The organism is Ruegeria sp. AL1 (assembly GCF_056540905.1).
The window spans coordinates 47,867-68,937 of record NZ_JBQFXP010000016.1; the positions used below are offsets into that span (position 1 = coordinate 47,867).

19 protein-coding genes and 1 tRNA gene are annotated in these 21,071 nt (G+C 58.4%); 14 read left to right on the forward strand and 6 right to left on the reverse strand.

What is annotated here, in order from left to right:
* The first annotated feature begins 189 nt into the window (after positions 1-189).
* The gene (locus tag ACRZ9X_RS21050; RefSeq protein ID WP_480522049.1) at positions 190-1,971 is read left to right on the forward strand and encodes an aminopeptidase P family protein; all 1,782 of its coding nucleotides are present in this window, start codon (positions 190-192) and stop codon (positions 1,969-1,971) included.
* Between the two features lie 61 nt (positions 1,972-2,032).
* Positions 2,033-2,377, forward strand: coding sequence for a DUF427 domain-containing protein (locus tag ACRZ9X_RS21055; protein ID WP_480522050.1), 345 nt, complete (start codon positions 2,033-2,035; stop codon positions 2,375-2,377).
* 30 nt (positions 2,378-2,407) lie between these two features.
* Here the strand turns inward: ACRZ9X_RS21055 and ACRZ9X_RS21060 are convergent, their stop codons facing one another.
* From ACRZ9X_RS21060 to ACRZ9X_RS21070, 3 genes are all read right to left on the reverse strand, one after another.
* On the reverse strand, positions 2,408-4,024 hold the full coding sequence (locus ACRZ9X_RS21060; RefSeq protein WP_480522051.1) for an FAD-binding oxidoreductase: 1,617 nt from the start codon (positions 4,022-4,024) through the stop codon (positions 2,408-2,410).
* 62 nt (positions 4,025-4,086) lie between these two features.
* On the reverse strand, positions 4,087-4,710 hold the full coding sequence (locus ACRZ9X_RS21065; RefSeq protein ID WP_480522052.1) for a glutathione S-transferase family protein: 624 nt from the start codon (positions 4,708-4,710) through the stop codon (positions 4,087-4,089).
* 18 nt (positions 4,711-4,728) lie between these two features.
* Positions 4,729-5,205: a nuclear transport factor 2 family protein gene (locus tag ACRZ9X_RS21070; RefSeq protein WP_480522054.1), complete on the reverse strand. Its 477-nt coding sequence runs from the start codon at positions 5,203-5,205 to the stop codon at positions 4,729-4,731.
* Positions 5,206-5,324: 119 nt separating this feature from the next.
* On the opposite strand from ACRZ9X_RS21070, the gene ACRZ9X_RS21075 reads away from it, so the two are divergent.
* Positions 5,325-6,248: a LysR family transcriptional regulator gene (locus tag ACRZ9X_RS21075; RefSeq protein ID WP_480522055.1), complete on the forward strand. Its 924-nt coding sequence runs from the start codon at positions 5,325-5,327 to the stop codon at positions 6,246-6,248.
* A 178-nt stretch (positions 6,249-6,426) separates the two neighbouring features.
* Complete coding sequence (locus tag ACRZ9X_RS21080; RefSeq protein ID WP_480522057.1) at positions 6,427-6,717, forward strand: hypothetical protein; 291 nt, start codon at positions 6,427-6,429, stop codon at positions 6,715-6,717.
* Positions 6,718-6,895: 178 nt separating this feature from the next.
* On the opposite strand, the gene ACRZ9X_RS21085 is transcribed toward ACRZ9X_RS21080, so the two are convergent.
* Both ACRZ9X_RS21085 and uvrB read right to left on the reverse strand, forming a co-directional pair.
* Positions 6,896-7,534, reverse strand: a complete 639-nt coding sequence (locus tag ACRZ9X_RS21085) for a hypothetical protein (protein WP_480522059.1) — start codon at positions 7,532-7,534, stop codon at positions 6,896-6,898.
* Complete coding sequence (uvrB, locus tag ACRZ9X_RS21090; RefSeq protein WP_480522060.1) at positions 7,534-9,720, reverse strand: excinuclease ABC subunit UvrB; 2,187 nt, start codon at positions 9,718-9,720, stop codon at positions 7,534-7,536. Before uvrB ends, ACRZ9X_RS21085 begins: the two co-directional genes overlap by 1 nt.
* Positions 9,721-9,979: 259 nt before the next feature.
* On the opposite strand from uvrB, the gene ACRZ9X_RS21095 reads away from it, so the two are divergent.
* The 3 genes from ACRZ9X_RS21095 (at position 9,980) to ACRZ9X_RS21105 (ending at position 10,881) form a co-directional block, all read left to right on the forward strand.
* Positions 9,980-10,291, forward strand: coding sequence for an ETC complex I subunit (locus tag ACRZ9X_RS21095; RefSeq protein ID WP_480522062.1), 312 nt, complete (start codon positions 9,980-9,982; stop codon positions 10,289-10,291).
* Positions 10,292-10,306: 15 nt separating this feature from the next.
* Positions 10,307-10,783, forward strand: a complete 477-nt coding sequence (locus tag ACRZ9X_RS21100; RefSeq protein WP_480522063.1) for a GNAT family N-acetyltransferase — start codon at positions 10,307-10,309, stop codon at positions 10,781-10,783.
* Between the two features lie 21 nt (positions 10,784-10,804).
* Positions 10,805-10,881 (forward strand) — tRNA-Arg (locus ACRZ9X_RS21105).
* Between the two features lie 130 nt (positions 10,882-11,011).
* On the opposite strand, the gene ACRZ9X_RS21110 is transcribed toward ACRZ9X_RS21105, so the two are convergent.
* Positions 11,012-12,136, reverse strand: coding sequence for an ROK family transcriptional regulator (locus tag ACRZ9X_RS21110; protein ID WP_480522088.1), 1,125 nt, complete (start codon positions 12,134-12,136; stop codon positions 11,012-11,014).
* 257 nt (positions 12,137-12,393) lie between these two features.
* On the opposite strand from ACRZ9X_RS21110, the gene ACRZ9X_RS21115 reads away from it, so the two are divergent.
* The 7 genes from ACRZ9X_RS21115 (at position 12,394) to cphA (ending at position 21,061) form a co-directional block, all read left to right on the forward strand.
* Positions 12,394-13,410: a substrate-binding domain-containing protein gene (locus ACRZ9X_RS21115; protein WP_480522065.1), complete on the forward strand. Its 1,017-nt coding sequence runs from the start codon at positions 12,394-12,396 to the stop codon at positions 13,408-13,410.
* A 111-nt stretch (positions 13,411-13,521) separates the two neighbouring features.
* The gene (locus ACRZ9X_RS21120; RefSeq protein ID WP_480522066.1) at positions 13,522-14,595 is read left to right on the forward strand and encodes an ABC transporter permease; all 1,074 of its coding nucleotides are present in this window, start codon (positions 13,522-13,524) and stop codon (positions 14,593-14,595) included.
* Entirely contained in the window at positions 14,595-15,371 is a 777-nt protein-coding gene (locus tag ACRZ9X_RS21125; RefSeq protein ID WP_480522068.1) for an ATP-binding cassette domain-containing protein, read from the forward strand. The genes ACRZ9X_RS21120 and ACRZ9X_RS21125 overlap by 1 nt, the downstream gene beginning before the upstream one ends.
* Positions 15,368-16,006, forward strand: a complete 639-nt coding sequence (locus ACRZ9X_RS21130) for a nucleoside/nucleotide kinase family protein (RefSeq protein WP_480522070.1) — start codon at positions 15,368-15,370, stop codon at positions 16,004-16,006. The genes ACRZ9X_RS21125 and ACRZ9X_RS21130 overlap by 4 nt, the downstream gene beginning before the upstream one ends.
* Positions 16,007-16,138: 132 nt before the next feature.
* Positions 16,139-17,308, forward strand: a complete 1,170-nt coding sequence (gene iadA / locus ACRZ9X_RS21135) for a beta-aspartyl-peptidase (RefSeq protein ID WP_480522071.1) — start codon at positions 16,139-16,141, stop codon at positions 17,306-17,308.
* A gap of 42 nt (positions 17,309-17,350) precedes the next feature.
* Positions 17,351-18,223 (forward strand): cyanophycinase, encoded by an 873-nt coding sequence (locus ACRZ9X_RS21140; protein WP_480522072.1) that lies wholly within the window; start codon positions 17,351-17,353, stop codon positions 18,221-18,223.
* Positions 18,224-18,259: 36 nt separating this feature from the next.
* On the forward strand, positions 18,260-21,061 hold the full coding sequence (gene cphA, locus ACRZ9X_RS21145; protein WP_480522074.1) for a cyanophycin synthetase: 2,802 nt from the start codon (positions 18,260-18,262) through the stop codon (positions 21,059-21,061).
* The last annotated feature ends 10 nt before the right edge of the window (positions 21,062-21,071 follow it).

The window sequence follows — 21,071 nt, forward strand, 5'->3', positions numbered from 1 at the left end:
ATGGGCGGGTCCGACGATAGTTTTATTAAGGTTGCGTGGGGTTTTATCGCCATCATGGGTCTTTGATGTGGCCCCCTGTTTTAAACAGAGCCCGTCGGTTGGATGCAGATGACCTGAAAAGAACCCGGCATCTGGACATTTGGCGCATTGCGCCGCAGGTTCCCGGGCAAGACAATGAAAGGGGAGATCATGTTTCAGTCCTTTGCGGTCACGGCACGTCCGGAACAGGGGCCTCCCAGGTTGGCAGCCTTGCGCGCGGAGATGCTGCGCGACGGATTGGCCGGGTTTCTGGTCCCGCGCGCCGACGCCCATCAGGGAGAATATGTCGCCCCGCGGGACGAGCGACTGGCGTGGTTGACGGGGTTTACGGGCTCTGCCGGTTTTTGTGCCGTTCTGACGGACGTGGCTGGCGTGTTTATCGATGGCCGTTACCGCACACAGGTCAAAGCGCAGTTGGCAAGCGACTATACTCCGGTGCCCTGGCCCGATGTCGGTCTGAGCGCATGGTTGAAAGAACAGTTGCCGCAGGGGGGCAAAGTTGGTTTTGACCCCTGGCTGCATGCTGCCCGACAAATCTCTTCTGCTCAGAAGGAACTTGCAGATACCGGGATCGCGCTTGTGCGGTGTGATAACCTGATCGACCGTGTGTGGTCGGATCAACCCGATCCCCCTATGAGTCCGGTCAAATTACATCCGGTGGAGTTTGCCGGAGAAACCGCCGATAGCAAGATCAAACGATTGTCCGAAGCGTTGCGGGAGGCGGGCAACAGCGCCGCCGTGATCACTTTGCCGGACTCGATCATGTGGTTGCTGAACATTCGGGGCTCGGATGTCAGGTATAATCCGGTAGCGCACGGGTTCGCCATTCTGCACGACACTGGTCGTGTGGACCTGTTCATGGCGGAGGAAAAACTAACAGTTCAACTGAGCGAACAGGTGCGTCTTCATGCGCCATCTGCCTTTCTGGGTGTCGCCGCCGCGCTGCAAGGCAAAATTCAGGTGGACCTGGGCACGCTGCCGCAAGCGGTGGCCGATGTGTTGCAGGACAAGATGGTGGATGATGGCGATCCGTGCGCCTTGCCCAAAGCCTGCAAGAATGCAGCGGAAATCGCAGGAAGCGCCGAAGCGCATCTGCGGGATGCAGTCGCCGTGATCGAAACCCTGTGCTGGCTCGACAAGCAGACGCCGGGCAGCCTGACCGAGACCCAGGTGGTCAGCCGTCTGGAGGCAAACCGGCGCAAAGACAACGCCCTTCAGGACATCTCGTTCGACACGATCGCGGGCACCGGGCCCAACGGTGCAATCATGCACTACCGCGTAACCGAAGAAACGGATTCCCGGTTACAGAATGGGCATCTTCTGGTGCTGGACAGTGGAGGGCAATACCTGGACGGGACCACCGACATCACTCGAACGATTGCGATTGGAGAGGTCGGGGACGAAGAAAGAGCCTGTTTCACCCGGGTTCTCAAGGGGATGATCGCCATGTCCGTGTTGCGCTGGCCAGTGGGGCTTGCAGGGCGCGACATCGAATGCGTTGCGCGCGCGCCGCTTTGGACTGCGGGGCAGGATTTCAACCACGGGGTTGGCCATGGGGTCGGGGCCTATCTGAGTGTGCATGAGGGGCCGCAGCGTCTGTCAAAGGTCAGTCATGTCCCGTTTGAACCCGGCATGATCCTGTCGAACGAGCCGGGATATTACCGCGAAGGAGCCTTTGGCATCCGCATCGAAAATCTTCTTGTCGTGCAAGAGGCACCGGCCCTTCCGACCGCAGATCCCGAACGCGCTATGCTGTGTTGGCGGACGTTGACTTATGTTCCGATTGATCGGCGTCTGATCATGACAAGCATGCTGTCAGCAGATGAGCGCGCGTGGCTGAACGCTTACCATCGTGGCGTTGCGGATAAAGTCCGCCCAAGGCTGGGCGATGACGCTCAGCTGTGGTTGGATGCCGCAACGGCGCCGATCTGACATCGCACTTTCACATAAAGTGGACACAGGAATGGGCCTTGGCCCAAGGGGAGAAGTGGAAATGACCGATCTGACAAAAATTCGCAAAGCACCGGGAAAATGGAGCGTCCGGTCCGGCGGTGCGATTTTGGGTGAAACGACCAACGCGCTGGAGTTGTTCGAGGGCAACCTGGACCCGGTGATCTATTTCCCCCGCGCCGATATCGCGATGGCCTTTCTGGATCGCTCAGATAAGGTGACCCATTGCCCGCATAAGGGCGATGCCACACATTTTTCCATCGTCAACAAATCCTCGGTCACAGAGAACGCGGCGTGGAGTTATGAGGACCCGATCCCAACTGTTGCCGAAATCAAAGAATATCTGGCTTTTTACCCGGCGGATTCGGTAAAGGTCGAACAGCTTTGACATCGACTTCTTCACAGCCTGAACTCTGACTCACGGGTCGGACGACCCGAAGCTTTCGAAATGGATATTGCGGGCGGGCACGCCGCCCTGTTCCAGACCGGCCTGAAGCTGGGACAAAAACGGTGCCGGGCCGCACAGCATATACTGTGCCCCGTCACCCGCGCCCAAATTCAACAAATCCTGCACGGTGATGCGTCCGGTTTTGTGCGGCGCGTCATGCAGGTCCGGGCGACTGTAATAGACCTGTCCCACTGCATCAGGATGCGCTTGCAAAAGCCCTTCGATTTCAGGCGACAACGCGTGATCCGTGCCGCTTCTGGCCCCGTGTATGAACCATATGCGCTGGTTTGACTGGCGCGTGACAGCGGCATGCAGCATCGACACCATGGGCGTCAGGCCAACACCGGCGCTGACCAGCACAAGCGGGGCATCGCTGCTTGGGATCACAAAGTCACCTGACGGGCGCGAGGCCGTTACCTCTGCTCCTTCCCGCAAAGCGTCATGGAGGTAACCCGAGACCTGCCCCCCGGGCGCGCGCTTGACTGTCAGGCGGTACGTATCTTTGTCGTACGGTGATCCCGAGAGTGAGTAGGTCCGCCGCTGCGCCGCTGTTTGACCCGGTAGGTACACCGAGATCGGCAAGTGCTGACCTGCCCGGAACGGCCACAGTGGTTGGCCATCCGTAGGCGTCAGATAGAACGACATGATTTCTTCTGTTTCCCGGACCCGCCGGGCAACCCGGAGCACACGATCGGCCGCATCCTGACGGGCCCAGCGCAAAGCCAGCGCACAGGGGCGCTCGATAACGGTGTCGATGGTCATATCGATCATACGCCACGCGTCAGGGTCCCGGGCATCCCCGAGCGACCAGTCGATCTCGGCACGACCGGACAAATGCAGCAGGCTGCCGGTTTCGAAATCAATGAACACCAGACCGATGCGAGGGTCGCTGAGCAGATTGCCGATGGTGTTAAAGAAGTTGTTGCCCGAATAATCCGGGATGCGCAGATGGTTTGGCGATTTGATCTGCACAAATCCGCGCGCGCCACCCCGATGCGAGGCATCAAAACCCCGCGCCGGACCCGAGGCCTCGTTCAGCGTGCCGGACCCGATGAAGAGCGTGTCGGCCTGTTTGATCCATGCCATCTGGTCGGGGCTGAGTTGGGTGCTGCGCCGGGCTTTGTCGGGCATGTTCGCGTCTTCGCGCCGCCAAGCCCTTTCGTGGATGTATTGCGGACAGTTCCCGAAGGTCTGGCGGACATCCAGCTGAAAACCCTGCGCGGACGGACCGACAAACCCGCTCAGTCGGTTGCGGCGGCGCGTGGCCAGTTCGATCCCGATCAGACCGACCTCGGCCCCCGCCGAAAATGCCGCATGCAGCGGGTCCTGGCTATCGAGACCCGTCGCCAGCGTCAGGGTCCGGGGATCTGGGGACCGTACAAACCCTTCGGGCCCATCGACCAGAGTGACCCAGACTGACCCTGATGCATCCGCGCCGGACAACACCAGAAACGGCAACGATGTATAAAAAGCGCGATGCTGTTCCGGCATGTGATCCCGGATAAAACCGCCCGCCCATGTCGCGACGTCACCGACGCCAGCCTTGATCTGCGCAGCACGTTCGCCTGCGTGGAAAGGGCTTTCCATCGCATCCGCTCCTTCATGTACATAGGTGATTGAGGGTCAGCCCGTCCGGCTGACCCGATGGATCAGACCAGTTCGGGTATGGGGGACCGGACCATTCCAACAAAGTTCGGCTGGCCTTCGATCCGCTCCAACCATGCTCGGATATTCGGGTATGGGGCCAGATTCACACCGCCCTCGGGTGCATGAGCGATATAGCTGTACCCGGCCACATCCGCGATTGTGATCGTGTCGTGGGCCAGCCACTCGCGCCCGTCCAGATGCGCATCCATCACCTGAAACAAGGCATGGGCTTTGGTCACTGCAGCCTGATGATCCAAAGGCGCGCCGAATACTTTGACCAGCCGTGCCGCGCAGGGGCCGGAATAGACATTGTCCGCCGCGACGGTCAGCCAACGCTGCACCTCGGCCGCAGTTTTGGGATCTTCCGGCATCCAGTTGGACCCTTTGGCATAGGTTTGAACCAGATAAACCAGAATCGCGTTTGAATCGGCCAGCGTGTATCCTGCATCATCAATGGCAGGCACCAGTCCAAACGGGCTGATTTTCAGGTAGTCGGGTGCTTTATGCGCGCCGTTTGCCATATCCAGATCGACCGTTTCATATGGCAGATCCAGCAGGGCCAGCATCAGCTCAACGCGGTGGCAATGGCCGGATTTCGGGTTTCGGTAGAGTTTGATCGGTGTCATCACAGTATCCTGTTTTGATTAGAGGCCAAGATCGCTGAGACCCGGATGGTCATCGGGCCGCCGACCCAAAGGCCAACGGAATTTCCGGTCTTCTTCTTTGATGGGCAATTCATTGATCGACGCGTGCCGGTGGGCCATGAAGCCGTTCTCATCGAACTCCCAGTTTTCATTCCCGTAGGCACGAAACCAGTTGCCGCTGTCGTCATGGTATTCATAGGCATATCGCACTGCGATCCGGTTGTCCGAGAAGGCCCACAGCTCTTTGATCAGGCGGTAATCCAGTTCCTTGTTCCATTTGCGGGTCAGGAACTCTTCGACCTGTTGGCGGCCTTTGGGAAACTCGGCCCTGTTGCGCCAGGTGGTGTCGGGCGTATAGGCCAGCGCAACCTTGGCCGGGTCGCGACCGTTCCAGCCATCTTCGGCTAGGCGCACCTTTTGAATTGCGGTCTCTTTCGTGAACGGAGGGAGAGGGGGGCGTGGCGGTTCAGCGGTCATCCGAGGGCATCCTGCGTTGGTTTCTGCAAGCCACATCTAGTTTATGTCGAAAAATGTATTAATACTCTGAATTGGAAACTCATTGCTTTGCAAAACGATGATAATCAGCGAGGTCGGGTTTGGATCGTATCAAAAGCCTTGAAGTCTTTATTGCCGTCGCCGAAGCAGAAAGCTTTGCAGGTGGCGCGCGTAAAACCGGCCTGAGCGCGCCGTCTGCCACACGCGGCATCAATGCGCTGGAATTGCGGCTGGGCGCGCGCTTGTTTACCCGCACCACCCGGCGCGTCAGGCTGACCGAAGTGGGCGCGGCCTATCTGGAAGATGCCCGCCACATTCTGGCACAGCTGCAGGCAGCGGACGATGCGGCCTCGGGGGCTGCGAGCATACCCGTCGGCAAGCTGAGGATCACCTGTCCAAACGAGTTTGGGCGTATCTACGTGACCCCTATTCTAACCGATTTTCTGGACGCCTACCCGGATGTATCCGCCGAAGTGGTGATGCTCGACCGGGTCGTGAATATGGTCGAGGAGGGCTTTGACCTTGCCGTCCGGATCGGAGAGCTACCGTCCTCGGGCCTCATGGCTGTCCGCGTCGGGCAGGTGCGGCGCGTCATTTGCGGGGCGCCTTCCTATTTCGAGACGCATGGCATTCCGCAAATCCCATCAGACCTGCAGGCACATCGGATCGTCGCGGCGGCATCGGGCAGCCCTCTGCCGGAATGGAAGTTCGGACTCACCCAGCACGAGGCGATCCGGATTGACCCCCGCTTGACCGTCAGCAGCGTTGCCACCGCGATTTCAGTTGCACGCAGCGGTTGGGGTTTGTGCCGCGTTCTGTCCTATCAGGTGGGCCCTGATCTGGACGCAGGCAAGCTGCGTCTTGTTCTTGCCGAACACGAACCAGCCCCGTTGCCGATCCATCTGGTACATGCGGAAGGACGCCGGGCCCCGGCAAAAACCCGGGCGTTTGTGGAATTCGCCAAAACCCGATTGCGTGCAGTATCACGACTGAATTTCCCGCCGATTCCGGATCAGACCGGATGAACTGGGAAATACCTCAACCCTGAAGTGTCAGGTATCAGATAATGATAAAGCGTAGGGTTGAAAATGACCGCAGATCATGAATCTCAATATGAGATTTCTTGATGTTGTGTTAAGTTTCCCCAGCACGGCCCTTCCGGCCGCGCCGCTTGGCAATTTCGCCAGACGAGGGAGGAACGTTATGTTTGCACGTATTACTCAATACAAAATGAAGCCCGGCACGCGCGAGGCGGCGACGGCGAAAATGAATGAACTTAAATCCGAAATCATGGGCATGCCCGGCATGCACTGCTTTACCAATGTGATGAACGAGGACGGCTCGGGCTATGTGGTCTCGGTGGTCGAGAGCGAGGCGACCTCAAACGCAAACGCGCCCAAAGTGGCCGAGCTGTGGGGCCATTTCGCCGAGTTCATGGAAGGCCCGCCGACGCCGGTTGGGTATGATGTGATTGCCCATTGGGATAAGGGGTGAGCGACAGGGCGGGAGTTTCCCCGCCCTTTTTTGTGGCGGTGTAGGATGGGGTTTTACCCCATCATGTGTTTTGGTGATGCGGCGCGATGGGTTGGAAACCCATCCTACGGTTGCTAAGCGCTTGTAGACCGCCGAGAAGATCTCCGGAAGCAACTATTCCAGCTTAGTCAATTGCGAACTAGGCCGAGTTACGTCCAGCAACTTCAATAGGCAATTGAGCAAACATTTCCCCAACTGCAACTGGTTTTATAATGAAGGCGAGCGACAATATCAGTTGTAGTCTAAAGTGAATGTCCAACCACAGCGTAGCGTGAAATGCGGGGTCTGAAATTGAACTTTGGATAGTTTGAAAAAACTCCCGCTTGTCTGGGTCGGTATGAAACAGATTGCCGTTAAAGTAATTGTCCGTGAGTTGCACATGGTTGTAACCGTGCCAATCGCCCAGAGCCGTTTGATTCTCGTTCCAACTGCGTTGGAACCTCTCTACCTCAGAGATGACTGGCACCGATCGAAAGCACTTTTTCGTTTGGTTGGCAATCCGCCCGAAATTTGTAAACTCTTGTTTAGAAATGAAAACTCTGTAGTCGAGATATAGGCCTTTCATCCGGTGAATGTTAAAGGGGAAGTCATCGACGGTAATGTGGCCTTCGTCCGATCGAGAAAAACTAAATGGGATATTCTTTAGACCGTCATTCAAGTCGTTCCAGTTTTCTAGCAAAGTCAGAACTCTTTGCCTGAACAATGTGAAAGTAGCCTTATCCTTTTCGGTGACCTCATTTGTTGGGCAGAAACGAATTACTTCTCGACTGGATGGCATCACCGCTTCCGCCGCTTCACATTCCCACCCCTTTGCCCCGGCCTGCCAGCCGTTGACCTCCCGCGCGACTTGACGGCATCCTCTGACGCTTTCTCAACCGCCCATTGGCGCGCCATGGGGTCGTCGGCGACGGCCAGATCGACCGCTTCCAGACGTTTGATCTCATCTCGGATATTGGCGGCCTCTTCGAATTCGAGGTTCTCGGCGGCTTTGCGCATCTTTTCGCGCAGACCGTCCAGATGCGCCTCCAAATTCGCGCCGTGCATCGGTTTGTCGATGGTGGCGGTGACGCGGTTCATGTCGACGTCGCCCTCGTAGAGACCGGCCAGAACGTCCTCGACATTCTTCTTCACCGTCTCGGGCGTGATGCCGTGTTCCTGATTATAGGCGAGCTGTTTGGCGCGGCGGCGGTTGGTTTCGCCCAAGGCGCGTTCCATGGAACCGGTGATCTTGTCGGCATACATGATCACCCGGCCATCGGCGTTCCGCGCGGCGCGGCCGATGGTCTGGATCAGCGAGGTTTCCGAGCGCAGGAAACCCTCTTTATCCGCGTCCAGAATGGCGACCAGCCCGCATTCGGGGATGTCCAAGCCTTCGCGCAGCAGGTTGATGCCGACCAGCACATCGAAGGCCCCCAACCGCAGGTCGCGCAGGATTTCGATGCGTTCCAGCGTGTCGATATCCGAGTGCATGTAGCGCACTTTGATGCCCTGTTCGTGCAGGTATTCGGTCAGGTCCTCGGCCATGCGTTTGGTCAGCGTGGTGACCAGCGTGCGGAACCCGTTGGCGGCGACTTTGCGCACCTCGTCCAGCAGGTCGTCCACCTGCATCGACACGGGGCGGATTTCGACCTCGGGGTCCAAAAGGCCGGTCGGGCGGATGACTTGCTCGGTGAAGACGCCGCCGGTTTGCTCGATCTCCCACTTAGCTGGGGTGGCCGAGACGAAGACGGATTGCGGGCGCATGGCGTCCCATTCTTCGAACTTCAGCGGGCGGTTATCCATGCAGGACGGCAGGCGGAAGCCGTGTTCGGCCAGTGTGAATTTGCGGCGATAGTCGCCGCGGTACATGCCGCCGATCTGCGGGACCGAGACGTGGGATTCGTCGGCGAAGACGATGGCGTTGTCGGGGATGAATTCGAACAGGGTCGGGGGCGGTTCGCCCGGGGCGCGGCCTGTGAGATAGCGCGAGTAGTTCTCGATCCCGTTACAGACGCCGGTGGCCTCAAGCATTTCAAGGTCGAAATTGGTACGCTGTTCAAGGCGTTGGGCTTCCAGCAGTTTGCCCTCGCCGACCAGTTGGTCCAGCCGGATGCGGAGTTCCTTTTTGATGCCGATGATTGCCTGCTGCATCGTGGGTTTCGGCGTGACGTAATGCGAGTTTGCGTAGACGCGCACATGCTCCATCGTCGCCGCACGTTCACCGGTCAGAGGGTCAAACTCGGTGATCTGTTCCAACTCCTCGCCGAAGAAGGACAGTTTCCATGCGCGGTCCTCTAGGTGGGCGGGCCAGATTTCCAAGCTGTCGCCGCGCACCCGGAACGAGCCGCGCTGAAACGCCTGATCATTGCGGCGGTATTGTTGGGCGACGAGATCCGCCATGACCTGCCGCTGATCGTATTCGTGGCCGACCTTCAGGTCTTGCGTCATCGCGCCGTAGGTTTCAACCGAGCCGATACCGTAGATGCAGGACACCGAGGCGACGATGATCACGTCATCGCGTTCCAGCAGCGCGCGGGTGGCCGAGTGGCGCATCCGGTCGATCTGTTCGTTGATCTGGGACTCTTTCTCGATATAGGTGTCCGACCGCGGGACATAGGCCTCGGGCTGATAGTAATCGTAATAAGAAACGAAATATTCCACCGAGTTTTCGGGGAAGAAGCCCTTGAACTCGCCATATAGCTGCGCCGCCAGCGTCTTGTTGGGCGCAAGGATGATGGCGGGGCGCTGGGTTTCTTCGATCACCTTGGCCATAGTGAAAGTCTTGCCGGTCCCGGTCGCGCCCAGCAGAACCTGATCGCGCTCGCCGTCCAGAACGCCGCCCGCCAGTTCCTTGATTGCCGTCGGCTGGTCGCCTGCCGCATTGAACTCGGTATGCATCACGAATTGCTTGCCGCCTTCCAGTTTCAGGCGGGCGCGGACGTCTTCAGCGGTCAGCTGGGTCTTGTCGGAATGGGCGTAGGGCATCGGCGGGCTCCGGGGATCAGGCCCTTACATTTGTTCTTATTTTGTCCATCTGCAAGGGGGGATCGGGGGTCAGGCGGGCTGCATCTGTGTATTCTCCTGCACTTTTGCGGCACGTGCTGCCCTCGTGTTTGAATTGCGCCCGGTCTAGCGCGGATTGATGACAGGTTCTGACATCAGCGCGCCGCGACATTTGTCATCTTGTCCCCGCCCGCGCTCTGACGCATAAACATGCCCAGCCAAGTGAGTACGGAGAGGCGACATGCGCGCACGGATTTACCAGCCTTCGCGAAACGCGATGACCTCGGGGATGGCCAAGACCCGCAAGTGGGTTCTGGAATATGCCCCTGCCTCGTCGCGCGAGGTTGATCCGCTGATGGGCTGGACCTCGTCCAGCGACACGCAGACCCAAGTACGCCTGAAATTTGACACCAAGAAAGAGGCGCTGGATTACGCCAAAGACAATGGCATCGACGCGCAGGTGTCCGAGCCGCACAAGCGCAAGCCGAACGTGCGCGCCGGTGGCTATGGTGAGAATTTTGCCACAAGGCGGCGCGGTCCCTGGACCCACTGATCTGAGGCCTCCGAAGTGATCGAAATTCGCGAGGCCGATCCGGGCGCAGATGATCTGCGCCCCATCATTCAGGCTCATCTGGCCCATAGCTGGGACGCCACGCCGCAAACATCGAACCACACGCTGGATGTTGAGTCACTGCAGGAGGCGGGTATCCGGTTCTGGGCGATTTATGACGCTGACACGGCATTGGGATGCGGTGCGCTCAAATCACTGCCGGATGGCACGGCCGAGGTGAAATCTGTCCATGTCCTCTCCAGCGCGCGCGGTCGTGGGCTTGCGCGGATGATGATGGACCATATTGCCGATCTCGCACGAACCGAAGGCATATCCGCGCTGGTTCTTGAAACCGGTGCCAGTCATTTGACCGAATATGATGCGGCCCGCAGGCTGTATGAATCGCTGGGCTATTCCTATTGCGGCCCGATCTATGGCTACGCGCCGGACCCCAACAGCGCCTTCATGCGCTTGGCTCTTGAACCCTGCGCGTAAAACCAGCAAGAAGGGCGCAGCGGTCCCTTAGCTCAACTGGATAGAGCAGCTGACTTCTAATCAGCAGGTTGAGGGTTCGAGTCCTTCAGGGATCGCCATTGTCCACAGGGCCCAATGAACTACACACGCAAGCGTAAGAGGCAACCTTGCGCCCGCCCGTGCCGCGCCTTGTTGCCGTTTAAGAACCCTTCGCCGTAGCGATCATGAGCGTCTCTGCTCAACCAATTGTCAGCCCTCGACCAGATAACGCTCGGACAGGGGGAGGCTTGCCGCGCCTAGGGCCCGCGCGTCCGGCCCAACGGTCCCGGCTGAGATTATAGGTCTTTCCAACCCAGTCAGATTCATCTCTGACAACTGGTCTTCAACGGCTTCGATCAATCGGGCCTTGACCTCGGGCGGCATCCATCCATCGATCTTGACACATTCGAAATCGATGACGCTGCAGGATGTTGCGATGGCATAGGCCAGCCCGACAGCCGCGTGGTGCAACCACGTCTCTAACACATCCTTCGGTATGTCCCAACGCTCGGACATTTCCCACAGCAGAGCGGCGTCCTGCCCATTTGAAGTTATGGATCTTTCCAAAACATAAAGACTGGCAACGTCGATCAGCGGTTTGATCGCGCCCCCGGCATCCGGAACTGGCAGCGGACCCAATGCGCCGGCATTGCCGTGACCGGAAAAGATCGCGCCATTCAGAACCACCCCGCCACCGATGAAATACCCGACATAGAAATACAGAAAATCATCAGGCCCGCCCGACGGGCCAAAGACCAGTTCTGCCCCGCACGCTGCGGTTGCGTCATTCTGTTCGAAAATCGGGATGTCAAATCGCAACGCCAGCGCGGCCTTGATATCGGCAGTGCGCCAAGCGTCCATCTTATTCTGCGGAACTTGCAAGGTCTGCGCCCAGTCCCAGAGGAAAAACGGCATCGCGATACCCAGCCCGGCGATCCTGCCACGCATGTCCGGCGATACCCCCGAGATCATGTCGTCCAGCGCCTTCGCCGCAAAATCCAGAGTGTCATCAGGGGTCGGATAGTCATAGGTGCGCCGGGCACGCTGGCGCACATTGCCCAGAAAATCGGTCATCACCAGTTCCGAGCTGCGACGCCCAACCTTCAGACCAAAGAACAACGCCCCTTCCGGATTCAGACGCATCGGAACCGAGGGTTGCCCGACCTTGCCCCGAACAGGCTCTCCCCTCAGCAGAAGACCATCCTTTTCCAGCTGTCGCATAATGACCGAAACCGTCTGTGCGGACAGACCCGTCATGCGGGCAATTTCGGATTTAGCCAGCGCCTCGTGCCGCCGAACCAGAGACAACACAAGACGTTCATTATGCGCCCGCATTCCACTTTGATTTGTACCGCGCACATTCGACACCCGATCCGGGGCAATGGCTTGCGGTGTTGGTTCTGACGTCACAATCGACCCTCCACTGTTTGAAAATGTGGAATGGGTTGTCATCTGTCAATAATAAATAAGAGTGATTTATTTATTGACTCACATCTCGAATCTGAGGATGCTTTTGCCGTGTGATCGGGTTCAATTTCACCCGATCGCTTATGTGCCGACTTAGGGCACGGGAGATACTGGGAGGATTAAGAATGAACTTATCAAAGCTTGCCGGCGCCTCGGCGCTTGCATTCGCCGTTATGGCCGGGTCCGCAATGGCCGAGACCACCGTGTGCCTTATCACCAAGACAGACACCAACCCCTTCTTCGTGAAAATGAAAGAGGGCGCAACTGCAAAGGCCGAAGAGCTTGGCATGACGCTGAAAGCGTTTGCAGGCAAGGTGGACGGGGATCATGAGACTCAGGTACAGGCGATCGAGACCTGTATTCTCGACGGTGCCAAGGGTATTTTGCTGACCGCCTCTGATACCTCGTCCATTGTTCCCGCAGTGAAACAAGCACGCGATGCAGGTGTTCTGGTGATCGCACTCGATACACCGCTAGAGCCGATCGACTCGGCCGATGCCACCTTCGCGACCGACAATTTCCTTGCGGGCCTTCTGATTGGACAATGGGCGAAAGCCACGCTTGGCGATGCTGCTGCGGATGCCAAGATCGCCACGCTGGATCTGGCGGTCAGCCAGCCCACGGTCGACGTTTTGCGCAATCAGGGCTTTTTGCAGGGCTTCGGCGTAGATCTGGCGGACCCGAACGTGATCGGGGACGAAAGTGACCCGCGCCTGGTCGGCAGCGACGTGACCGCAGGCAACGAAGAAGGCGGTCGCCGCGCGATGGAGAACCTTCTGGCCAAGGACCCGACGATCAATGTGGTTCACACAATCAATGAACCGGCTGCAGCGGGCGCATACGAAGCGCTGAAGGCCATTGGGCGCGAGAACGATGTTCTGATCGTTTCGGTCGATGGCGGATGCCCCGGCGTCCAGAACGTTTCGGACGGAGTGATCGGTGCGACATCGCAGCAATATCCGCTTCTCATGGCGTCGCTGGGCGTCGAAGCCGTCAAGAAATGGGCGGAAGAAGGTGTGAAGCCTGAAAACACACCGGGAAAAGACTTCTTTGATACCGGTGTTGCCCTTGTGACCGACAAGACAGCGGACGGGGTCGAGTCGATCACCGTCAAAGAAGGCATGGACCTCTGCTGGGGTTAACCTGACCTGCCGAGAGGCCGCCTTTGCGGCCTCTCGACGTAAATATCAAACTCATCAGAATCTTTGCTATTGTGTTCCACAGACGGGTTCTTGACCCATGGGGGAAGCTATATGTCCGACACGTCTCGACAATCCGACGACTTTGAATCCGCTGCGCATGGGAGTCCGGAACGTGTAGCCGAATTTGAGGATCACCGCCGGGGGGTCGTCGGGACCATCCAGCATTTTCTGCACATAAATCCATCTCTTGTGCCGCTGATCGTCCTGATCGCCGCGATTGTCATCTTCGGTGTCCTGCTTGGGTCAAAGTTCTTTTCACCCTTCGCACTGACACTGATCCTGCAGCAGGTTCAGATCGTCGGCATCGTCGCCGCCGCCCAGAGCCTTGTGATTCTGACCGCAGGTATCGACCTGAGCGTCGGGGCGATCATGGTGATGTCTTCCGTTGTTATGGGGCAATTCACCTTTCGCTATGGTCTGCCCCCAACCATCGCGATTGTCTGTGGCCTGGCAGTCGGCGCGGCAATCGGCGCGTTGAACGGCTTTCTCGTCAGCCGCATCAAGCTTCCGCCTTTCATCGTAACACTGGGCATGTGGCAAATCGTGCTGGCCGCGAACTTCCTGTATTCACAGAACGAGACCATCCGGTCGCAGGATATCGAGGCAAACGCACCGATCCTTCAGCTGTTCGGGGCCAAATTCAACGTCGGCGGCGCGGTCTTCACCGTGGGCGTTGTGTTTATGCTGGTGCTCATTCTGGGTCTGGCCTACGCCCTGCGGCACACAGCCTGGGGCAGACATGTCTATGCGGTCGGTGACGACCCTGAAGCGGCCGAGCTGTCCGGGGTCAACGTGCATCGCACCCTGATTTCAGTTTACATGCTGTCGGGTCTGATTTGCGCCTTTGCAGGATGGGCCCTGATCGGGCGGATCGGTTCGGTTTCACCCACGTCGGGGCAATTGGCCAATATCGAAAGTATAACGGCGGTTGTGATCGGAGGGATATCGCTGTTCGGCGGGCGCGGTTCGATCCTTGGGTCGTTGTTCGGCGCGCTGATTGTCGGCGTGTTCACATTGGGCCTCAGGCTGTTGGGGGCCGACGCCCAATGGACCTTCCTGTTGATCGGCATTCTTATCATTGCCGCTGTTGCGGTGGACCAGTGGATCAGAAAGGTAGCAGCCTGATGGAACCCATTCTCAAAGGACGCAATCTGGTCAAACGGTATGGCAAGGTGACCGCTCTGGACCAATGCGATTTCGATCTGATGCCCGGAGAAATTCTGGCCGTGATCGGCGATAACGGGGCCGGAAAGTCCACCCTGATCAAGGCGGTCTCGGGGGCAGTATCACCGGACGAGGGCGACGTCTGGCTGGATGGCGAAAAGGTCAACTTCCATTCACCGATTGATGCGCGCGAAGCCGGGATCGAAACCGTCTACCAGACGCTGGCCATGTCCCCTGCCCTGTCCATTGCCGATAACATGTTCATGGGGCGGGAAATCCGGCGCAAGGGTCCGCTTGGGTCATGGTTGCGTATGCTCGACCGTCCCGCGATGGAGAAGTTTGCCCGCGACAAGCTGACGGAACTGGGCCTGATGACGATCCAGAACATCAATCAGGCCGTTGAAACCCTGTCGGGTGGCCAGCGTCAGGGGGTTGCCGTGGCCCGCGCCGCTGCATTTGGGTCCAAGGTGATCATTCTGGACGAACCGACCGCGGCGCTGGGGGTCAAGGAAAGCCGCAAAGTGCTGGAATTGATCCTAGATGTGAAGTCGCGCGGCATTCCGATCATTCTGATCAGCCATAACATGCCGCATGTTTTCGAAGTCGCAGATCGGATTCACGTCCATCGTCTGGGCAAGCGGCTCTGTGTCATCGATCCCAAGGATTATTCGATGTCAGACGCGGTGGCCTTTATGACCGGCGCAAAGGAACCGCCCGCCGAGGACCAGGCGGCGTGAGCGCCGAGCCCTTTACAGCCGATGTGCAGGCCGAAAAGGTCGCCGACGCAATAGCCGCCTTGCCACCGCAGCCCACACGTCGCCTTGTTGCGCTGGCCGGACCGCCGGGTGCAGGAAAGTCGACCGTGGCGGCACGGGCGCTGTCCGCGTTGCACCGACGCGGACTCTCGGTCGGCCTCGTGCAGATGGACGGATTCCACTATGACAACGCGATCCTGACTGCACGCGGCATGTTGGACCGCAAAGGATCACCCGAGACTTTCGACATTGCCGGGCTGCACGCCTTGCTCAGACGTCTTTTGGTCGAGGATGAGATTGCAGTGCCCGAGTTTGACCGCACTCTGGACAAGGCCATAGCCGCCAGATCGGTGATTGCGACTGATCAGCGGATCGTACTGGTCGAGGGCAATTACCTTCTTCTGGACGAACCCGGATGGGCAGAGCTACGCCGGTACTGGGTGATGTCGGTGTTCCTGAACGTCCCGCAAAAGACATTGGAAAAACGCCTGATCAAAAGATGGCTGACGCACGACCTGCCCCCCGATCGTGCGCGAGAACGCGCCCTGGCAAACGACATTCCAAACGCTTTGCGCGTCGTACAAAACTCGGTATCCGGAGACCTGATTCTGGACTAGCCGCAGGATCATTCCTGACATTTGAACACGCAAATGCGCTCACTGACGCTGAACAAGAATAAACGGTGTTGAGTTTGTAAACCGTGGCCCAAGCCTTTACGAAAACGATAAACGTTTCGAAAGGTCATGCGCGTGCTCACACTTTTAACCAACGCAGATATTCATGCGCCGGACCCGCTTGGACTGGGCTCGATTCTGATCGCAGGGGAACAAATCGTTTACCTTGGCGCCGAGCAACCCAGCTTACCTGCGGCGCTGGATGCGTCCGTCCATGATCTCAAAGGTGCAGCGGTCGTTCCCGGATTTATTGATGGGCATGCCCATATCACCGGCGGCGGGGGCGAAACCGGCCCGTCCAGTCGGGTCCCGCCTCTTCTCCTGTCGTCCTTTACCTCGGCCGGGGTTACCTCGGTTGTTGGCGTTCTTGGGACGGATGATCTGACTCGCAATACCGAAGGCTTGGTCACGCAAGCCTACGGGCTGCGCGAAGAAGGGCTGTCAGCGTGGTGTCACACCGGCGGCTATCATGTTCCGCTTACGACGCTGACCGGATCCGCACGCGGAGATATCGTGTTTCTTGACCCGGTGATCGGCGTAGGAGAGCTGGCGCTGAGCGATCACCGATCCAGCCAACCCACCCTGAACGAGGTGCTGCGGATCGCCAGCGAGGCACATGTGGCCGGTTTGATGACCGGCAAAGCCGGGATCGTCCATTTTCACATGGGCGACGGGGCCCGTGGCCTCGAGATGCTGGAACAGGCCATCGATGTCTGCGAAATCCCTGCGCGGGTGTTCAACCCGACCCATGTGAACAGAAACCTGCCCTTGCTGGAACAAGCCATCGCGCTTGCGCGGCATGGCTGCTTTATTGATGCAACCGCCTTTCCTGATGGCCATGTCGACCCCGGTGTCTCTGCCGCCCAGGCCTATCTGCGCTTTCGCGACGCCGGATGCCGGATGGACCGCTTTACCATCAGCTCGGACGGCGGTGGTTGTCTACCCAGTTTCGACAGCGAGGGGCAGCTGACGCGGTTCGGCGTAGGCGTGTCCCAGACCTTGCCCGACACTTTGGCCGAACTTGTTGGTCTGGGCGTGCCTCTTGCTCAGGCGCTGGCCCCACTGACAAGCAATGTCGCGGACTTGCTGAAATTGCACCACAAAGGCCGTCTGGATGCCGGCAGGGATGCCGATCTGGTGATTTTGGATGGTGATCTGGGTATTCGGGATGTTATGGCTCGGGGTGCCTGGCACGTACAGGATCATCAGACCGTGCGGCAGGGCCTGTACGAAACCGCAAAGTAACCCTCCGGAACACTCGGGACGAACGAAAGACAAGGAACAGCCATGTGCCCAGCACCAGCACAGGATGACACGGATCGCGGATTTATCATTCCGATCGGCGGCGGCGAAGACCGGGTCAAGGAGATGCAGATTCACCGGAAATTCCTCGAACTGTCCGGCGGTGCGGATGCAGATATCGTGGTGATCCCGACCGCATCGATGCTCGAGGAAACCGGGCCCGATTATCACCGCATCTTCTCGGATCTCGGGGCTGGGCAGGTCGAGTTTCTCCCGATCTCGCGACGGGCCGATTGTGACAACCCGGACTTTGCCAAGATGCTGGATCGGGCAACCGGAATATTCATGACGGGGGGCAATCAGCTGCGCCTGTCGGCCATTCTTGGCGGCACGCTTGTAGCCCAGAAAATTCGCCGCAAAAATGCGGCGGGCGTTCCGGTTGCGGGAACATCGGCGGGCGCTTCGATCATGTCAGAGCATATGGTCGCCGGCGGTAGCAGCAACGCCGGACCCGCCGAGGGCAACATCACCCTGGCCCCCGGTATGGGGCTGACCAACGCGGTGATCATCGATCAGCACTTCACCCAACGCAATCGGCTGGGGCGTCTGCTCACCGCGTCATCGTTCAACCCTTTTCTGATCGGTCTGGGGATCGACGAAGACACCGCTGCCTTTATCGGCCCCGACAACGTTATCGAGGTTGTGGGCAGCGGAACTGTGACCGTGGTTGACGCCAGTCATCTGACCCATTCCTCGATGTGGGACGCGCGGCGGGGTGAGGCGCTCAGCCTGTTAGGCCTTCGTCTTGACGTTTTGGGTGAAGGGTGCCGTTATGATCTGACGGGTCGTCAAGCCTATCCACCCGACGAACATGCAGCGTTCTGCACCCTTCCAGTGTCAGGCGGCAATGTTGAGTGACCGCAAAAAAACAACAAACCTCAAACGGGGAAGCCTATGAAAATCGTCTCAACCAATGTCTATGTCGGCCCCAATGTCTGGGCAAGTTTTCCGGTTATTAGACACGTCGTTGATTTGGGATTTTTGGAAGACTGGCCGTCGGCAAAGATCGGCCCCGAGTTCATTGATGGCCTGATTGCGGCGCTGCCGGGCCTGTCCGAGCACGGCTGCTCGTATCGCGAACCGGGTGGTTTTATCCGGCGTCTGCGGGAAGACGAAGGCACCTGGCTGGGCCATGTGATGGAACATTGCGCATTGGAAATCCAGGGCGTGGCGGGAACGGATGTGACCTTTGGGCGAACCCGATCCACCGGTGAGCCCGGGCAATACAACATGGTTTACCAATATCGCCAGCGCGATGTCGGCCTTGATGCGGGCAAGCTGGCGCTTCGGTTGCTGATGCATCTTCTGCCGCAAGCGCTGAAGGATCAGTCCGATTATGAATTTGACCCGGAATTCGACTGGGAAGACGAATTGCGCACTTTCGTGCTGCGGGCACAGCGCAAGGAATTCGGCCCCTCAACCGGATCTCTGGTCAAGGCCGCGGAAGAACGTGACATCCCGTGGTTGCGGTTGAACGAGTATTCGTTGGTCCAGTTCGGCCATGGCAAGTATCAGAAACGCATTCAGGCAACGATCACGTCTGAAACCAAACATATCGCTGTCGAGATTTCCTGCGATAAGGAAGACACCCACAATCTGCTGAACGATCTGGGCCTGCCGGTGCCCAAACAGCATATGGTTTACAGCGCCCGTGAAGCTGTCCGGGCGGCGCGGCGCATTGGTCATCCGGTGGTCGTGAAACCGCTTGATGCAAACCATGGGCGCGGCGTGTCAATCAACCTGAATTCCGATACCGAGGTCGAGGCCGGGTTTCATGAGGCCAAGGAACACTCCAAAAGCCGCGCCATTCTGGTGGAAAGCTTTGTCACCGGGTTCGACCACCGGATGCTTGTGATCAACAACAAGCTGGAAGCTGTCGCCAAGCGCGTGCCCGGGCATGTGGTCGGGGACGGCAAAAGCACAATCGCCGAGCTGATTGATATCGTGAACCTCGATCCGCGGCGCGGGATTGGTCACGAGAAGGTGCTGACACAGCTGGAGCTTGACAATCAGGCCAACCGGCTGCTGGCTGACGCCGGTCACAGCGCCGAGACCGTTTTGCCGGAGGGTGAGATTTTTTATCTTCGGTCTACGGCCAACCTGTCGACAGGCGGGACGTCGATCGACATGACCGATGTCGTGCACCCCGATAACCGCGACATGGCCGAGCGCGCGATCATGGCAGTGGGTCTGGATGTGGGAGGTGTCGATTTCCTGATCGATGACATCACCAAATCCTACAAGGAAATCGGCGGCGCAATTGTCGAAGTCAACGCGGCACCCGGGTTCCGTATGCATGTGGCACCCTCGGAAGGTCAGTCGCGTGATGTATCGGGCAAGGTCATGGACATGCTGTTTCCCGTCGGAGAGGAGGCACGCATTCCGATTGCCGCCATCACTGGGACAAACGGAAAAACAACCACCTCGCGGATGCTTGCCCATATCATGAAGGGCAGCGGCAAAACGGTGGGCATGACCTCGACGGATGGGGTTTATGTTGACGGCAAGCTCAGCGTCAAAGGCGATATGACCGGCCCGAAATCGGCGCAGATCGTACTGCGCGACCCGGTTGTGGATTTTGCGGTCATGGAAACCGCGCGGGGCGGGCTGGTGCGGTCCGGGCTGGGGTATCAACGATCCAACGTGGCCGCATGCCTGAACGTATCCGCAGATCATCTGGGCCTGCGCGGCATCAACACTGTCGAAGAACTGGCCGTCGTCAAACGTGTCGTTGTCGAAAGCGCAACCGATACGGCGGTTTTGAACGCAGACGATCTCAACTGCCTGAAGATGGCGGATTATGCCGATGTCGAGTCGATCTTTTATGTCACCGTCAATCCCGGGCACAGTCTGGTAAAGCAGCATATCAAGGCAGGCGGCAAAGCCATCGTTCTGGAAAGCGGCATGAACGGCGACATGCTGACCATCTATGACAACGGCCTTCACATGCCGGTACTCTGGTCTCATCTGATACCGGCTGCTTTGGAGGGCAAAGCCATCTTCAACGTCCAGAACGCAATGTTTGCGGCGGCGATGGCCTATAGTTTCGGTGTTGATCTGGACAATATCCGCCACGGTTTGCGGACCTTTGATACAAGCTATTTCCAGGCCCCAGGCCGGATGAATGTCTATGATGAGCATCCGTTCAAGGTCATCCTGGACTACGCGCATAACCCCGCAGCTATTGGCGTGGTCACCGACCTAGTGGACCGGCTGGACGTAAAGCGCGAACGTATCGTGGTCGCTGCGATGCCGGGTGATCGGCGCGACGAGGATATTGTGGAAAGCGCGGCAACCTTGGCCGGGCATTTCGATCATTACATCTGCAAAGCCGACGATCAGAGACGCGGGCGCGGTCACGATGAAGTACCACAGATGATCAAGACGGAATTGATGCGCAATGGCGTGTCCGAATCCTCGATCAGCTTAATCCCGGATGAGGTCGAAGCGGTAACTGCCGGGCTTGAACGGGCCGCGCCGGGTGATCTTCTGGTGATCTTTGGCGATGACAGCGCAAGATGCTGGAAACAGATCATCTATCACAACGCTGGCGAAGATACGGCCGAAGCCGAGGCGCATACCCCGAAACCTGCCGTCCTGAGCGGTTTTGACGACATTTTTGATGGCGACCAGTCCCTTATCCGCGATGAGCGCGGCGTGCGACTGGCCCGCGAGATTGACGAAGAAGCCGATTGATCGGAGGATC

What these genes read in the sequence shown, in the direction of transcription:
- ACRZ9X_RS21055 (WP_480522050.1), top strand. Translation starts at nt 2,033, where the DNA reads ATGACCGATCTGACAAAAATTCGCAAAGCACCGGGAAAATGGAGCGTC.
- ACRZ9X_RS21125 (WP_480522068.1), top strand. Translation starts at nt 14,595, where the DNA reads ATGGAACCCATTCTCAAAGGACGCAATCTGGTCAAACGGTATGGCAAG.
- ACRZ9X_RS21065 (WP_480522052.1), bottom strand. Translation starts at nt 4,710, where the DNA reads ATGACACCGATCAAACTCTACCGAAACCCGAAATCCGGCCATTGCCAC.
- ACRZ9X_RS21085 (WP_480522059.1), bottom strand. Translation starts at nt 7,534, where the DNA reads ATGCCATCCAGTCGAGAAGTAATTCGTTTCTGCCCAACAAATGAGGTC.
- ACRZ9X_RS21080 (WP_480522057.1), top strand. Translation starts at nt 6,427, where the DNA reads ATGTTTGCACGTATTACTCAATACAAAATGAAGCCCGGCACGCGCGAG.
- ACRZ9X_RS21115 (WP_480522065.1), top strand. Translation starts at nt 12,394, where the DNA reads ATGAACTTATCAAAGCTTGCCGGCGCCTCGGCGCTTGCATTCGCCGTT.
- ACRZ9X_RS21095 (WP_480522062.1), top strand. Translation starts at nt 9,980, where the DNA reads ATGCGCGCACGGATTTACCAGCCTTCGCGAAACGCGATGACCTCGGGG.
- cphA (WP_480522074.1), top strand. Translation starts at nt 18,260, where the DNA reads ATGAAAATCGTCTCAACCAATGTCTATGTCGGCCCCAATGTCTGGGCA.
- ACRZ9X_RS21120 (WP_480522066.1), top strand. Translation starts at nt 13,522, where the DNA reads ATGTCCGACACGTCTCGACAATCCGACGACTTTGAATCCGCTGCGCAT.
- ACRZ9X_RS21140 (WP_480522072.1), top strand. Translation starts at nt 17,351, where the DNA reads ATGTGCCCAGCACCAGCACAGGATGACACGGATCGCGGATTTATCATT.
- ACRZ9X_RS21070 (WP_480522054.1), bottom strand. Translation starts at nt 5,205, where the DNA reads ATGACCGCTGAACCGCCACGCCCCCCTCTCCCTCCGTTCACGAAAGAG.
- uvrB (WP_480522060.1), bottom strand. Translation starts at nt 9,720, where the DNA reads ATGCCCTACGCCCATTCCGACAAGACCCAGCTGACCGCTGAAGACGTC.
- ACRZ9X_RS21110 (WP_480522088.1), bottom strand. Translation starts at nt 12,136, where the DNA reads ATGCGGGCGCATAATGAACGTCTTGTGTTGTCTCTGGTTCGGCGGCAC.
- ACRZ9X_RS21060 (WP_480522051.1), bottom strand. Translation starts at nt 4,024, where the DNA reads ATGGAAAGCCCTTTCCACGCAGGCGAACGTGCTGCGCAGATCAAGGCT.
- ACRZ9X_RS21050 (WP_480522049.1), top strand. Translation starts at nt 190, where the DNA reads ATGTTTCAGTCCTTTGCGGTCACGGCACGTCCGGAACAGGGGCCTCCC.